At 62.5% G+C, this 13,808-nt stretch carries 15 protein-coding genes; 3 read left to right on the plus strand and 12 right to left on the minus strand.

Annotated features, from left to right (window positions below; all coding sequences use genetic code 11):
• Positions 1–30 precede the first annotated feature (30 nt).
• From ACX3M4_RS24330 to ACX3M4_RS24340, 3 genes are all read right to left on the minus strand, one after another.
• Positions 31–1,149: an ABC transporter ATP-binding protein gene (locus ACX3M4_RS24330; protein ID WP_459355554.1), complete on the minus strand. Its 1,119-nt coding sequence runs from the start codon at positions 1,147–1,149 to the stop codon at positions 31–33.
• Entirely contained in the window at positions 1,149–2,003 is an 855-nt protein-coding gene (locus ACX3M4_RS24335) for a carbohydrate ABC transporter permease (RefSeq protein WP_459359497.1), read from the minus strand. The genes ACX3M4_RS24330 and ACX3M4_RS24335 overlap by 1 nt, the downstream gene beginning before the upstream one ends.
• 66 nt (positions 2,004–2,069) lie before the next feature.
• On the minus strand, positions 2,070–2,954 hold the full coding sequence (locus ACX3M4_RS24340) for a carbohydrate ABC transporter permease (RefSeq protein WP_459355555.1): 885 nt from the start codon (positions 2,952–2,954) through the stop codon (positions 2,070–2,072).
• Between the two features lie 152 nt (positions 2,955–3,106).
• Here ACX3M4_RS24340 and ACX3M4_RS24345 point away from each other — a divergent pair, with 152 nt between their 5' ends.
• Both ACX3M4_RS24345 and ACX3M4_RS24350 read left to right on the plus strand, forming a co-directional pair.
• A complete protein-coding gene (locus tag ACX3M4_RS24345) occupies positions 3,107–3,238 on the plus strand; it encodes a hypothetical protein (RefSeq protein WP_459355556.1) in 132 nt (43 codons plus the stop codon).
• A gap of 38 nt (positions 3,239–3,276) precedes the next feature.
• Positions 3,277–4,143: a helix-turn-helix transcriptional regulator gene (locus ACX3M4_RS24350; RefSeq protein ID WP_459355557.1), complete on the plus strand. Its 867-nt coding sequence runs from the start codon at positions 3,277–3,279 to the stop codon at positions 4,141–4,143.
• A 24-nt stretch (positions 4,144–4,167) separates the two neighbouring features.
• On the opposite strand, the gene uxuA is transcribed toward ACX3M4_RS24350, so the two are convergent.
• From uxuA to uxaC, 9 genes are all read right to left on the minus strand, one after another.
• Positions 4,168–5,355 (minus strand): mannonate dehydratase, encoded by a 1,188-nt coding sequence (gene uxuA / locus ACX3M4_RS24355; RefSeq protein WP_459355558.1) that lies wholly within the window; start codon positions 5,353–5,355, stop codon positions 4,168–4,170.
• On the minus strand, positions 5,352–6,821 hold the full coding sequence (locus ACX3M4_RS24360) for a mannitol dehydrogenase family protein (protein WP_459355559.1): 1,470 nt from the start codon (positions 6,819–6,821) through the stop codon (positions 5,352–5,354). The genes uxuA and ACX3M4_RS24360 overlap by 4 nt, the downstream gene beginning before the upstream one ends.
• On the minus strand, positions 6,793–7,521 hold the full coding sequence (gene kduD / locus ACX3M4_RS24365) for a 2-dehydro-3-deoxy-D-gluconate 5-dehydrogenase KduD (protein WP_459355560.1): 729 nt from the start codon (positions 7,519–7,521) through the stop codon (positions 6,793–6,795). Before kduD ends, ACX3M4_RS24360 begins: the two co-directional genes overlap by 29 nt.
• Positions 7,518–8,342, minus strand: coding sequence for a 5-dehydro-4-deoxy-D-glucuronate isomerase (gene kduI / locus ACX3M4_RS24370; RefSeq protein WP_459355561.1), 825 nt, complete (start codon positions 8,340–8,342; stop codon positions 7,518–7,520). Before kduI ends, kduD begins: the two co-directional genes overlap by 4 nt.
• Positions 8,343–8,370: 28 nt before the next feature.
• Complete coding sequence (locus ACX3M4_RS24375; protein WP_459355562.1) at positions 8,371–8,688, minus strand: cupin domain-containing protein; 318 nt, start codon at positions 8,686–8,688, stop codon at positions 8,371–8,373.
• 8 nt (positions 8,689–8,696) lie between these two features.
• Positions 8,697–9,977 (minus strand): TRAP transporter large permease, encoded by a 1,281-nt coding sequence (locus ACX3M4_RS24380; protein WP_459355563.1) that lies wholly within the window; start codon positions 9,975–9,977, stop codon positions 8,697–8,699.
• Position 9,978: 1 nt separating this feature from the next.
• Positions 9,979–10,506: a TRAP transporter small permease gene (locus ACX3M4_RS24385; RefSeq protein ID WP_459355564.1), complete on the minus strand. Its 528-nt coding sequence runs from the start codon at positions 10,504–10,506 to the stop codon at positions 9,979–9,981.
• Between the two features lie 68 nt (positions 10,507–10,574).
• The gene (locus tag ACX3M4_RS24390) at positions 10,575–11,555 is read right to left on the minus strand and encodes a TRAP transporter substrate-binding protein (RefSeq protein WP_459355565.1); all 981 of its coding nucleotides are present in this window, start codon (positions 11,553–11,555) and stop codon (positions 10,575–10,577) included.
• A 23-nt stretch (positions 11,556–11,578) separates the two neighbouring features.
• Positions 11,579–13,021 carry a glucuronate isomerase gene (uxaC, locus tag ACX3M4_RS24395; RefSeq protein WP_459355566.1) on the minus strand — a complete coding sequence of 481 codons (1,443 nt, stop codon included), beginning with the start codon at positions 13,019–13,021 and terminating at the stop codon, positions 11,579–11,581.
• Between the two features lie 93 nt (positions 13,022–13,114).
• Between uxaC and ACX3M4_RS24400 the strand changes: the two genes are divergently transcribed.
• Entirely contained in the window at positions 13,115–13,807 is a 693-nt protein-coding gene (locus ACX3M4_RS24400; protein ID WP_459355567.1) for a GntR family transcriptional regulator, read from the plus strand.
• The last annotated feature ends 1 nt before the right edge of the window (position 13,808 follow it).

The following is a 13,808-nucleotide window of genomic DNA, read 5'->3' on the forward strand; positions in this document are numbered from 1 at the left end:
TCATCCTCCCATGACAATCCGGTCCGGCTGTCAGCCGAGCGAGATGTTTTGCTCTGTTTGCCTGTCGAACAGATGGATCCGGTTTCCGGCCGGCTTGAGCGCGACGGTCTTGCCGCGGCCGGGAACCGAGGCAAGACGATCGCCGGGAACCACGGCCACGAAGGCTTCGGCCCCGACGCTGAGGTGCAGATTGATTTCGTGGCCGAGGAATTCCACGTTGGTCACCATGCCTGAAAACGTGTTTTCGGTGCCTTGCGGAAGGATCTCGACATGTTGCGGCCGGATACCGAGTTTCACCGGGCCCGAGCCTGTTGCCAGCCGCTCGCCAAGACCTTCGTCGACACGGATGGTCTGTTCGCCGACGGTCAGGTAGGGCGTCTTGCCCTCCATGATCAGCAGGGCATCCAGCAGGTTCATTTCCGGCATGCCGATGAAGCCCGCCACGAAGGCGTTTGCGGGCCGCTCGTAAAGGGTGGTCGGATCTGCGACCTGCATGATGTGGCCCTCGCGCATGACGCAGATCCGGTCCCCCATGGTCATCGCCTCAACCTGATCATGGGTGACATAGACGACGGTTGCCGGGCGGCCTTCCGCCTTCAGCTTCTTGTGCAGATCGGTGATCCGCACCCGCATGGCCGCGCGCAGCTTCGCGTCGAGGTTGGACAGCGGTTCGTCGAACAGGAACACTTCCGGCTGCTTGATCAGGGCCCGGCCAACCGCAACCCGCTGGGCCTGCCCGCCGGAGAGCTGCTTCGGCAGGCGTTCGAGCAGCTGCTCGATTTCCAGCACCCGGGAGACGTCGCCGGTCGCGCTCTCGATTTCCGGCTTTGGCCGGCCTTTCAGGCGCAGGCCGAAGGAGAGATTGTTTCTGACCTTCATGTGCGGATAGAGCGCGTAGTTCTGGAACACCATGGCGAGACCGCGCTTGCCCGGAACGACGTCGTTGACGACGCGGTCACCGATGCGGATCTCGCCGTCGGTGATGGTTTCCAGACCGGCGATCATGCGCAGCGTCGTCGACTTGGCGCATCCGGACGGGCCGACCAGCACCATGAACTCGCCTTCCTGCACGGTCAGGTCGATGCCATGGACGGCCTTGAAGCCGCTGCCGTAGGTCTTCTCGACGGATTTCAGTTGCAGCTCAGCCATCAGCCCTTCACCCCTCCTGTCGAGATGCCTTCGATGAAATATTTCTGTGCGAGGAAGAACACGGCCAGCGACGGGGCCAGCGCCAGCACCGACATGGCCAGGATCTGGTTCCAGTCGAAGGCTTCCGTGGTGTCTATGGACAGCTTCAGCGCCAGGCTGACCGGGTATTTTTCAACCGACGAGATGTAGATCAGCGGCCCGAGGAAGTCGTTCATGGTCCACATGAACTGAAACAGGCAGACCGAAATGATCGCAGGCATCAGCAGGGGAACGACAATGTAGACCAGCGTCTGCAAGGTGTTGGCGCCGTCGACCCTCGCAGCCTCCTCCATGTCGCGCGGGATGGCGCGCAGGAACTGGATCAGCATGAAGACGAAGAAGGCATCGCCCGCGACCGCCGAGGGAACCCAGAGCGGCAGGAAGCTGTCCAGCCAGCCGATGTCCCGGAACAGCAGGTATTGCGGTATGCGGGTGACGACGTTCGGCAGCAGCAGGGTCGCGATGACGGTCGCGAAGAGGATCTTCTTTCCCGGGAAATCGAACCTTGCGAAGCCGTAGGCAACCAGCGTGCAGGAGATGGCCGTTCCGATGACTTTCGGCGTGATGATCAGGAAGGTGTTGCAGAAGAACCGGCCGAACGTATAGGGCGTCGAGGTCTCCCACCCCTTGATGTAGCCCGAGAGGGTCGGATTTTGCGGCCAGAAGGACGGGCTGGCAAAGATCTCGGCATTGGTCTTGAACGACGCGCCGATCAGCCAGATCAGCGGGTAGAGCATGATCAGGCCAAAGACCAGCAGCACGCCGTAGCGGATGCCGCTGGACAGGCGGCTGCGGCGGCGAAGCTTTAACTCCATGGCCGTTGCCGGTTCACCCGGTTCCATGAGCCTGCGCGGATTGAGATCGAAAGAGGCGGTCATCGGTCAGCTCCTCTTGTCGCCGGCGTAATAGACCCACTTCTTCGACGACCAGAAGGCGATCAGGGTCAGCACCATGATGATGGCAAACAGCACCCAGGCAATTGCCGAGGCATAGCCCATGTCGAAGCTCTTGAAGGCCTTGTCGTAGATGTAGAGCGGCAGCAGATAGGTCGACTTGAGCGGGCCGCCCTGGGTGATGATGTAGGGGCCGTTGAACTCCTGGAACGCCTGCACCGTCTGCATGATCAGGTTGAAGAAGATCACCGGGGTGATCAGCGGCAGCGTGATGTAGCGGAACAGGTGCCACTGGTTGGCGCCGTCGATGGAGGCGGCCTCGTAGAGGGACTTGTCTACGGACTGCAGTGCCGCGAGGAAGATCACCATGGCGGAGCCGAATTGCCAGCACCGCAGGAGCGTGATGGTGATCAGGGCGTTCGAAGGGTCTCCGAACCAGTTGACCGGCTCAAGCCCGAAGATGCCGATGATCATGTTGACCAGGCCCGCTTCGGCGAAGATGTAGCGCCAGAGCACGGCGATGGCGATGGAGCCGCCCAGGATCGAGGGCACATAGTAGGCCGTGCGGAAGAAGTTAATGGCCTTCAGCCGGTAATTGAGGATGACGGCGACAAGCAGGGCAAAGGCCAGTTTGACGGGCACTGTCATGAAGACATAGAGCAGCGTCACCGTCAGCGACCTGTCGAAGGTGCGATCCCGGGTGAAAAGCTTGGTGTAGTTTTCGAGGCCCGTCCATCTGGGCGTGGACAGGAGATCGTAGTCGGTAAAGCTCAGATAAAAGGACGCGGCGAAAGGAAACGCCGTGAACAGGAGCAGCCCGGCCACATAGGGCGCCACGTACAGATAGCCGAGATACTTGCTGTCACCACCCACGGGAATGCCTCCGGTCGCCTGGATACCGGGTCAACCATGCGTCCGGCAGCTTGACCGGACAATGCGCAATTGGACGGCATTCAAGCGCGGCGCCGGGCAGCCTGCCTGAGTTCGGCGGTGCGGTATTCGGGTCCGGATATTCGGAATGGTTCATGTCTGTTGTAGAATATGCCGTTCGCCTGGCCGCCGGACAGCTTGGTCCAACGGGCGCTCTGACACTTTCTCCTCCCGAGAAAGAGCAAGTTCTGGTACTTTTTGCTCTTGTTGTAGTGATCTTACCGTGACATGCGGCAAACCCGAATGAAGGCAAATAAACAAAAACATGGAGAAAAACGAACATAGCCCTCTGGGCAGGATTCCGGTCCAGGCCCTGTCCCTGCGGCTGGCGCGAACGCCGATCCGCATGCAGCACGGGCCGAGCTGGAGGATCGACAAGATCAACCCGGTGCACGACCTTGTCTTTTGCCTGACGGGACGGGCGCAGTACCGGATCGGTGAGGAACGTTTCACGCTGGAAGCAGGCGAAGCGATGCTGATCCGGGCAAGGGAGAGGTTTCGCGGCCTTCATGCCGGCGGCGAGGTCTACTCCGGCGTTGCGCAGCATTTCAGCCTGGATCTGTTCGGGCGGGCGGACCTGATCGATCAAATGAACTTGCATCGCAAGGTGATGCTGCGCGACTGGGATGTGCTGCAGCCACTTGTCGCGCATTACCGGGCTACAGCGGCAACAACCAGTCCGACGCTGGTGCAACACCACCAGTTCATGGTCATGCTGCTGGCCTTTCTCGAACAGGCTTTTGCAGGCTGGCGGGAGGAAGGTGACCTGCTCGCGACTCAAGGGCAGCTTTCGCTGCAGATCATGCTGATCGCCTCCCGCCTTGCCGCCAATCCGCTGGCGGAAAGCGTGCTGGAAAAGGCGCTGGATCAGGTGCCTTACAACCCCGATTATTTCCGGCGTGCCTTCAGGGAACGGATCGGCATGACACCGCAGAAATACCTGGAACTGAAACGGATGGAATATGCCGTGCACCGGCTTGGCCTCGGCCACAGCGTCAAGGAGACGGCGGCGGAACTCGGCTACTCCGATCCGTATTTTTTCAGCCGGATGTTCAAGCAGTATATCGGTGCCAGCCCGTCCAGCTACCGGCTGAAACGGACAGCCCGGTCGAAGTACCGGTTCGTCGAGTAAGAAGCCGGTGCCGCAGCGGCCCCCTCATTGGGGTCTCATTCCGGCGGACTTCAGTCCGGCAATCACGCCGCGCAGTTCGGCGAGACCGCGCAACCGGCCGATAAGCGGGTAGCCTGGATGGGTGCCGCGTTCGGCGTCATTCAGCAATTCGTGGCCGTGATCGGGACGGAAGACGATTTCGCTGTCCGGACGGCCCTCCTGCCGGCGGCGTGCCTCTTCGCGCAACAGCACGCCGACAAGCGCCGGCATGTCGGTGTCGCCGGACAGATGGGCGGCTTCCTCGAAGGAGCCGTCCGCTTCCTTGGCGACATTGCGCAGGTGCGCAAAGTGTATTTTGCCGGCAAACTTCTCCGCAATCGCAGGAACGTCGTTGGCGGGATTGGCCCCCAGCGAGCCGGCGCAGAGTGTCAGCCCGTTGGCGGGGCTTTCGACCGCCGACAGGATCCAGCCGATGTCCTCCGCATTGGAAACGATGCGCGGCAGGCCGAGCAGGTCGCGGGGCGGATCGTCCGGATGGACGGCGAATTTGAGCCCGAGCTCCTCGGCGGCGGGAATGACCTCTTCCAGGAACCGCCTGAAGTTTTGCCTCAGGGCCATCCGGTCCAGTCCCTGATAGGGAGCGAGAGCCGCACGCAGACCGGCCGCGTCATAGCGGTCATAGGCGCCGGGAAGCCCGGCCATGATGGAGGAGGTCAGTTGTTCGAGGTCCGCCGGGGTGGCCTTGTCGTACCAGCGTTTGGCGGCTGCAAGGTCCTGTGCCGTATAGTCTTGCTCCGCACAGGGGCGCTTCACCATGTAGACCTCGAAGGCGGCCATCTTCGGCGTCGAGAACCGCAGGCAGGTGCCGCCCCTGCGGACGGGGGCGGCAAGATCCGTCCGTGTCCAGTCGAGTAGCGGCATGAAGTTGTAGCAGATGACCTTGATGCCTTCGGCGGCAAGGTTCGCCATCGACTGGCGGTAATTTGCAAACAGCGCCGTCAGGTCACCTTCGCCGCGCTTGATGGATTCATGCACAGGCAGGCTTTCGACGACCGTCCAGTCGAAGCCGGCGGCAATGATCCGCGATTTCACCTCGGAAATGGTCTGCTGCGGCCAGACCTGGCCATAGGGGACCTCGTGCAGGGCGGTAACGATGTTCGCCGCGCCAGTCTGCGCGATTTCGGAGAGCGAAAGGCGGTCGAAGCCGCCATACCAGCGCCAGCCTTCGATCATGACAGTGCCTCAAGAGAAGCGCGGACTCCCTGAGCCTTCAGCCGGGCGTAGGCATCCGTGATCGCGGGGCGCAGCGCCCCGGCGAGGGTGGGATCGAAAATATCGGTGACGCCGATGAGGGCTGCGACCCTGGACGCGTCATCATGCGCACCGTCCGACAGGGATTTCAGCCGCTCGCTCAGCGGGTCGCGCACATCGATGGGCTCTCCCTTCAGGTCCATGCCGCCGACATAGATCATCCAGGCGGCGACGGCGTGGCAGAGGCCCGGGCAGGAGCGCCCGGCAGAAAGGTTGTCACGCAGGGTTCCGAGAATGCGCTGGGGCAGTTTCTGGCTGCCGTCCATGGCGATCTGCCAGGTGCGGTGGCGGATACCCGGGTTGGCGTAGCGGGCAAAGAGCGCGTCGGCATAGGCGACGAGATCGACGCCCGGCGGTGCCTTGAAGGACGGGATGATCTCGGTTCGCCAGAGTGCCTTCACGAAGCGGGCGAAGACCGGGTCGGCGACCGTGTCCGAGATGGTCTCGTGACCGGCGAGGTAACCGAGATAGGCAAGCGAGGAATGGGTGCCGTTCAGCATCCTGAGCTTCATGTGCTCAAAGGCGGTGACATCTTCCACCAGTTCGACACCGGCCGCCCCGAGATCGGGTCTTGCCTCCTTGCCATAGGCGGGAACGAAATCGTCCTCCACCACCCATTGGCGGAAGGGTTCGTGCAGAACCGGCGCGGCGTCGTAGTGCCCGGTCCGGGTAGCGAGGGCGTCGACATCCTCGGGTTTGGTGGCCGGTACGATCCGGTCCACCATGGTAGCCGGGAAGCGGCCTTCGGCAGCAATCCAGGCGGCAAGTTCCGGATCGAGTCTTTCTGCAAGGTCCTGCACGATGCCTTTTACCAGGCGGCCGTTCTCGGGAAGATTGTCGCAGGTGAGAACTGTGAAGGGCGGCACGCCAGCCGCCTTGCGCCTGGCGAGTGCGCGAACCAGAAAACCGGGCGCGGAGACCGGAACGGCATTGCTCAGGTCATGACAGATATCCGGATGGTCAAGGTTGAGGCGGCCTGTTGCCGGGTCGTGGCAATATCCCTTTTCGGTCACTGTCAGCGTGACGATGCGAATGGCGGGATCGCTCATGGCGGCCAGCACCGCTTCCGGATTTTCCCGGGCAACAAGGACATCGCGGATGATCTCCACCTGGCGAAGGGTTTCTCCGTCCGGCCCGAGTTCCTGTGCGGTATAGGCAAAGTCCTGCGGTGCGAGCTGGTCGTGCATGCGCGGGCTCTGCAGGCTGACGCCGATGATGCCCCAGTCGGAATTCCGGCCGCCCGAACTCCGGATCGCATCCTCGATATAGATCGCACCATGGGCCCGGAAGAAAGCGCCAAGGCCGAGATGGACGATGCCTGCTTTCGGGGCAGGGTTCTTGCGGGAAAGGCGCGGCAGATCAGCGGGCAAGCCAGCCTCCGTCGACATTGAGAATTGCTCCGTGAATATACTTGGCGGCCGGTGATGCAAGGAAAACCGCGGCCTCGCCGATATCGCTTGCCTCGCCCCAGCGTCCGGCCGGAATGCGCTCCAGGATCTGGCGGTTGCGATCCGGATCGTTGCGCAGCGCTTCGGTGTTGTTGGTGGCGATATAGCCAGGCGCAATGGCGTTGACGTTGATGCCTTTCGCCGCCCACTCGTTTGCCAGCAGCTTGGTGATGCCGGCAACGCCATGCTTGGCGGCTGTATAGGACGGCACGCGAATGCCCCCCTGGAAGGAGAGCAGCGAGGCGATGTTGACGATGGCGCCGCCGCGACCTGCATCGATCGCTGCCTTGCCGAAGGCCTGGCAGGTGAAGAAGACCGCCTTCAGGTTGACGTCCATGACGTCGTCCCAGTCGGCCTCGGTGAAATCGACGGAGTCCGCGCGGCGGATGATGCCGGCATTGTTGACCAGGATGTCGATCCGCTCGTTTTCAAAGAGGGTTGCAGCCGCCATCGGGTCGGAGAAATCAAGCGGCACATGGCGGCCGTTTTGAATGCCGGCCAGCGTCTCGTCGCAGTCGCGGCGGGCGGCACACAGGACTTCCGCACCGGCTTCACCCATGGCGATCGCGATCGCCTGGCCGATGCCGGTGTTGGCGCCCGTCACAAGGGCGCGCTTGCCTTGCAGCGAGAAGGAACTCACCTGAGATCTCCCATCGCGACCATGTCCATGTCGGTGAAGTCGACATTGTCGCCGGCCATCGCCCAGCAGAAGGTGTAGGCGCCGGTGCCGGCACCGCAATGGATCGACCAGGGCGGGGAGATCACGGCATCCTCGTTTGCCATCACCAGGTGCCGGGTTTCCTCCGGCTTGCCCATGAAATGGAAGACGCGCTGCTCGGGGCCGAGTTCGAAGTAGAGATAGGCCTCCATGCGCCGGTCATGGACGTGAGCCGGCATGGTGTTCCAGACGGAGCCCCTGGCGAACTGGGTATAGCCCATCAGCAGCTGGCAGCTCTCGGCGACTTCCGGGTGCAGGAACTGCAGGATGACGCGCTCGTTGGAGGTTTCCGCCGAGCCGAGTTCCACCCGGCGGGCGTCCTTGACGGTAATGAGCCGTGTCGGGCAGGTGCGGTGCGCCGGGGCCGAAAGAATGTAGAAACGGCCGGCACCGGAAAAGGTCACGGGCCCCGCGCCCATGCCGATATAGAGAACGTCGCCCTTGCCGACCTCGTAGGAGGTGCCGCCGACCGCGACTGTTCCTGCCTCGCCGATATTGAGGATGCCGAGTTCGCGCCTGTCGAGCAGCGACGGTGTGCCGGCCTCCTTGACCTCGTCCAGCACCAGAGCACTGGTGCCCGGCACGGCGCCGCCCAGGATCAGGCGGTCATAATGGGTGTAGACCAGGTTGATGCGGCCTTCTTCAAACAGCCCGGCAGCGTGGAAGTGGCTGCGCAGGCCGCTTGTGTCGAGCGACTTTGCGGTCTCCGGGTCGATGGCGTAGCGGGTTTCAACAGTCAACATGGCAACAGTCCTGAAAGCGGGTTTGGTTTTAAAGAAAATCGTCGCGGCGGGGTGTGAAGGTGTCGATGAGCGTGCCGGGCTCCAGGCAGAGGCAGCCGTGCATCGCCTTGGAGGGGATGACGAAGCTGTCGCCCGGACCGACCTCGAAGGCCTCGCCGTCGATGGTGAAGCGGAAACGGCCGCTTTCCACATAGGTCGACTGCACATGCGGATGATTGTGCAGCTTGCCTTCGGCCCCCTCCGCGCCGAAGCGGAAGGCCACCACCATCAGGTCGGGACTGTCGGACAGCACCTGCCGTCGGATGCCGGGGTCGGCGGGAACTTCGGGATAGGTTCGGACGAACATTTTTTTCCTCAATGGAACAGGGACGGCAGCCACAGGGACAGCGCCGGGATGTAGGTGACCATCAGCAGGGTGAAGATGGCAGCGCCGTAGAACGGCCAGATGGTCTTGATGGCATCCCAGACCGAGATACGGCCGACGGCGCAGCCGACAAAGAGCACGGTGCCGACCGGCGGGGTGCAGAGGCCAATGCCGAGGTTCAGCACCAGGATGACGCCGAAATGGACCGGGTCGACGCCGAAGGCCGTGGCAACGGGCAGGAAGATCGGCGTGGTGATGACGATCAGCGGCGACATGTCCATGAAGGTGCCGAGCATCAGGAGAACGAGGTTGAGCATCAGCAGGATGATCAGCGGGTTCTCAGAAACGCTCTTCAGGAAGATCACCAGTTCTGCGGGGATGCGCAGGAAGGCGAGCAGCCAGCCGAAAGAAGCCGCGCAGCCGATGACGAGCAGCACCATCGCGGTGGTGCGCACCGCTGCCTTGGTGGCGGCGACAAATTCCGGCCAGTGCATGGTGCGGTAGGCAAGCGTCGTGACCAGCAGTGCGTAGACGGCGGCAATGCACGAGCTTTCCGAAGCGGTGAAGACGCCTGACCGCACGCCGCCGAAGATGATGAAGATCAGAAGCAGGCCCGGAATGGCATTGACGAAAAGGCCGCCGAGCGCACCGAAGCCCGGGAAGCGCTCCGTCGGGTACCCGGCACGCTTGGCGACGAACCAGGCGGTGACCATCAGGCTGGCCGCCAGCAGCAGACCGGGAAGAATTCCGGCCGTGAAAAGGTCGGCAATGGAGAGCCGTCCACCGGCGGAGATCGAATAGATGATCATGTTGTGGGAGGGCGGCAGCATCAGCGCGATGATCGACGAGACAACCGTGACATTGACGCCGTACTCGACCGAATAGCCCTTTTCCTTCATCTGCGGGATCATCAGTCCGCCGATGGCGGTGGCATCCGCCGCGGCCGAGCCTGAGATGCCGCCGAAGAGCACAGAGGCGGTGATGTTCACCTGGCCGAGGCCGCCGCGCATATGCCCGACGACGGCCCCCGCGAGTGCCACGAGGCGGCGGGCAATGTCGCCGCGCACCATCAGTTCGCCGGCGAAGATGAAGAAGGGGATTGCCATCAGGGCGAAGACCGAGACGCCGGAATTCAGCCGCTGGAAGACGACGACCGGCGGCAGGCCCATATAGATCACGGTCGCGAGAGAGGCGGCGCCGAGACAGAAGGCGACCGGCGTGCCGATCAGCAGCAGGATCGCGAAGGTGCCGAAGAGGATAAGCGGTTCCATGTCAGGCCACCTCCTCGATGGCGTCTTCGCCGAAGCGGGCGGTGGGCAGGCCGGCGGCGCGGCGAATGAGGCGTTCGAGAGAGAACAGGAAGATAAGGCAACCGCCGCCGACCAGCGGCAGGAAGTCGATGGCGCCGGAAACGCCGAGCGAGGGCAGTTTCACGTCCCAGGCCGAGAGGGCAAGCTGGGCACCGAAATAGGCCATGCCGGCGCCAAAGGCGGCGACGACGGCATCGGACACGCTGTAGAGAAACAGCTTGGCACCGTCCGGCAGGAAGTAGAGCAGGACGTCGAAGCTGAGGTGATAGCCCTCGCGGATGCCGACCGCGGCACCAAGGAAAATGAACCAGCCCATCAGGATGACCGAAGCGGGCTCGGACCAGACGAGGCTGTCGTTCATCACGTAGCGCATGAAGACCTGCGCGGTGATGAAGACGGTCATGAGAATGAGGCCGCTGCCGGCGAGCCACAGGGCCGCCGTCGAGATGAGGCGCATTGCCTGCGCGGCTTGGGTCAGATGGGGCTGCACGTCGATTTCCCGAAGGCTGGAACCATGAAACGAGCCTGCGGCCGGGATGGCCGCAGGCCCATGGCAGATCAGTCAGTCGCGCGGATGCGGGTGACCATGTCCTTCAGCTTGTCGGACGTGACGTGCTTCTCGTAGACGCTGTCCATGGCGGCCATGAACGGTGCCTTGTCGATTTCGGTCACGACCTCGACCCCGGCTGCGCGGACTTTTTCTTCGGAAGCCTTTTCACGGGCCTGCCACTGTTCACGCATGAAGGGAACGCTGTCCTTGGCTGCCTGGCGCACGGCGGCCTGGTCTTCCGGAGACAGCTTGTCCCAGGAGGCCTTCGACATCACGAGCACTTCCGGCACGATCAGGTGTTCGTCGAGCGTGTAGAAGCCCGCGACTTCGTAGTGCCCGGAGGACTCGTAGGACGGCCAGTTGTTTTCTGCGCCGTCGATGACACCGGTCTGGATCGAGGAATAGACCTCGCCGTAAGGCATCGGCGTGGCATTGGCGCCGAGCGCCGACATCATGTCGACGAAGATGTCGGACTGCATGACGCGAACCTTCATGCCATCAAGGTCTTCAATCGATTTAATCGGTTTAACCTTGTTGTAGAAGCTGCGCGAACCGCCGTCATAGAAGGCAAGTCCGACATATCCATGCGGTTCGAAGGCCGCCAGGATATCGTCACCGATCGGACCGTCCATGACCTGGTGCATGTGGTCGACGCCCTTGAAGATATAGGGCAGCGAGACGACCTTGGTTTCCTCGACGAGGTTGTTAAACGGCCCCATGGAGACGCGGTTCAGGTCGATGACACCGAACTTGGTCTGTTCGATCGTATCTTTTTCCTCGCCGAGCTGGGCCGAATGGAACACCTCGACGCAAAGACGGCCGTCGGTGCGTTCTTCAAGCAGCTTGCCCATCTGCCTGACGGCTTCAACTGTCGGATAGCCGTCCGGATGGGTGTCGGACGATTTCAGGGTCACTTCGCAGGCAAGCGATGCGGATGTGAGGGCGGCGGTAGCCAGAAGGGCTGTCGCCAAGGACTTCAATACTTTCATACTCTCCTCCCGTGGATGGCTCGTCAGAGCCGGTAGGCTTGCTTGGCAAGCCTGTAAGTGAGGTCGTGAGCGACCTCGTAAGCCTCGTCCTCGTCCATCCTCCCGGATGTCACGAGCGATGCGAGGTAAGCGCAGTCGACCCGGCGGGCCACGTCGTGGCGGGCAGGGATCGAACAGAAGGCGCGGGTGTCGTCGTTGAAGCCGACGGTGTTGTAGAAACCGGCGGTCTCGGTGGTCAGTTCCCGGAAGCGGCGCATGCCCTCCGGGCTGTCGTGAAACCACCAGGCCGGACCCAGCTTCAAGGTCGGATAGACGCCTGCCAGCGGGGCGAGTTCGCGCGAATAGGTGGTCTCGTCCAGCGTGAAGAGGATGATTGACAGGTTCTTTTCCAGACCGACGGCGTCGAGCAGCGGCTTCAGCGCCTTCACGTAATTGGTCCCGGTCGGGATATCGAAGCCCTTGTCGCGGCCGAAGGCACTCATGACCCCGGCCGAATGGTTGCGATAACTGCCCGGATGGATCTGCAGCACCAGGCCGTCGTCCAGGCTCATTCGCGCCATCTCGGTCAGCATGTGTCCCCGGAAGGCGTCGGCTTCCTCCGCCGTGCAAGAGGCTTTGAGTGCCTTCTGGAACAAGCCTTCGGCTTCTGATGCCGACAGGTTCTCGGTGCGCGCGGTGGCATGACCATGATCGGAGGATGTCGCCCCGAAGGACTTGAAATAGGCCCGCCGGACCCGGTGAGCGTTGAGGTAGCCCTGCCAGCTGGTGGCGTCCTCACCGGCAAGCTCGCCGAATTTTTCGATATTGCCGGCAAAGCCTTCGAATTCCGGGTCGACAACGGCATCGGGGCGATAAGCAGTCACAACCCGGCCGGACCAGCCGCTGTCGCGGATCTGGCGGTGCCATTTCAGGTCGTCCAGCGGTGATTCCGTCGTCGCGATCACCTCGATGTTGAAGCGTTCGAACAGCGCGCGCGGGCGGAATTCGGGACGGGTCAGGCACTCTGCAATGTGGTCGTAGGCTTCGTCGGCCGTTTTCGCCGAGATCCGCCTGGTCCAGCCGAAAACCTCCTGAAAGGCATGCTCCAGCCACATGCGCGACGGGGTTGCCCGGAAGAGATGGAAGTTCTCGGCGAAGACACGCCAGATCTTGCGGCTGTCGGTTTCGCTGGGGCCGCCGTCGACGCGCGGCACACCCAGGTCGGCAAGGTCGATGCCTTGCGAGAAGAGCATGCGGAATACGTAGTGGTCCGGGACGATGAAGAGCTGTGCCGGATCAGGGAAGGCCTCGTTCTCGGCATACCAGCGCGGGTCCGTGTGGCCGTGCGGGCTGACGATCGGAAGGTCCTTGACGGTCGCATAGAGGCTTGCCGCCAGGGTGCGCGAAGCCGGATCTGCCGGAAACAGGCGGTTCGGGTCGAGCCCGTTTGCAGAAGCTGCCTGTTTATCCGCTAGTCCCAGTGGCATTCAGCCCTCCACCTGTGTTTTTGCTCATGTCCAATGTTGCGACTAGTAAACTGATATGCTAGTTGAGTAGACGAGTCAACGGAGAGAATGCCGATGTCAGAAATCAGCGCGCTGAAGGTGCTCGAGCCCCTCAGGATCCCGACCGTCGCGGACACGGTGTTCGAGGAATTGCACCAGCAGATCCTGTCGCTGGATCTGGCGCCGGGGACGCGCATGTCGGAAATCGAGGTCGCCAAGGCCTTCGGTGTGTCCCGCCAGCCGGTGCGCGATGCCTTCTACCGCCTCTCCCAGCTCGGCTTTCTTCTCATCCGGCCACAGCGGGCAACGGTGATCACCAAGATTTCCGAGGCAGCGGTGCTGCGGGCGAAATTCGTGCGCACCGCGCTGGAGATCGCCTGCCTGCGTGCGGCGATCGATGTGATCACGGACGATCAGGTCAAGGATCTGGACGCGCTTTTGAAGGAGCAGAAGGCGGCCGTGAAGGCGGATGAACGCCAGCTGTTCCACAAGCTCGACGACATGTTCCACCGGCGGATGTGCGAGATCTCCGGCCACGATTACGTCTGGGCGCTGATCCGCGAACAGAAGGCGCATATGGACCGGGTGCGGTTCCTGTCGCTTGCCTCCGGTGCGCAGGCTGCCCTCGACGATCACGTCACCATCATGGAGGCGGTGCGCAAGCGCGACGGCAAAGCGGCCGAGGCGCTGATGATCGCCCATCTCGGCCGCATCTCGGCCATTCTCGGCCGGATCCGGTCCGAGAACCAGGCACATTTCGAGGAATAAG

This window comes from Roseibium sp. M-1 (assembly GCF_054515675.1).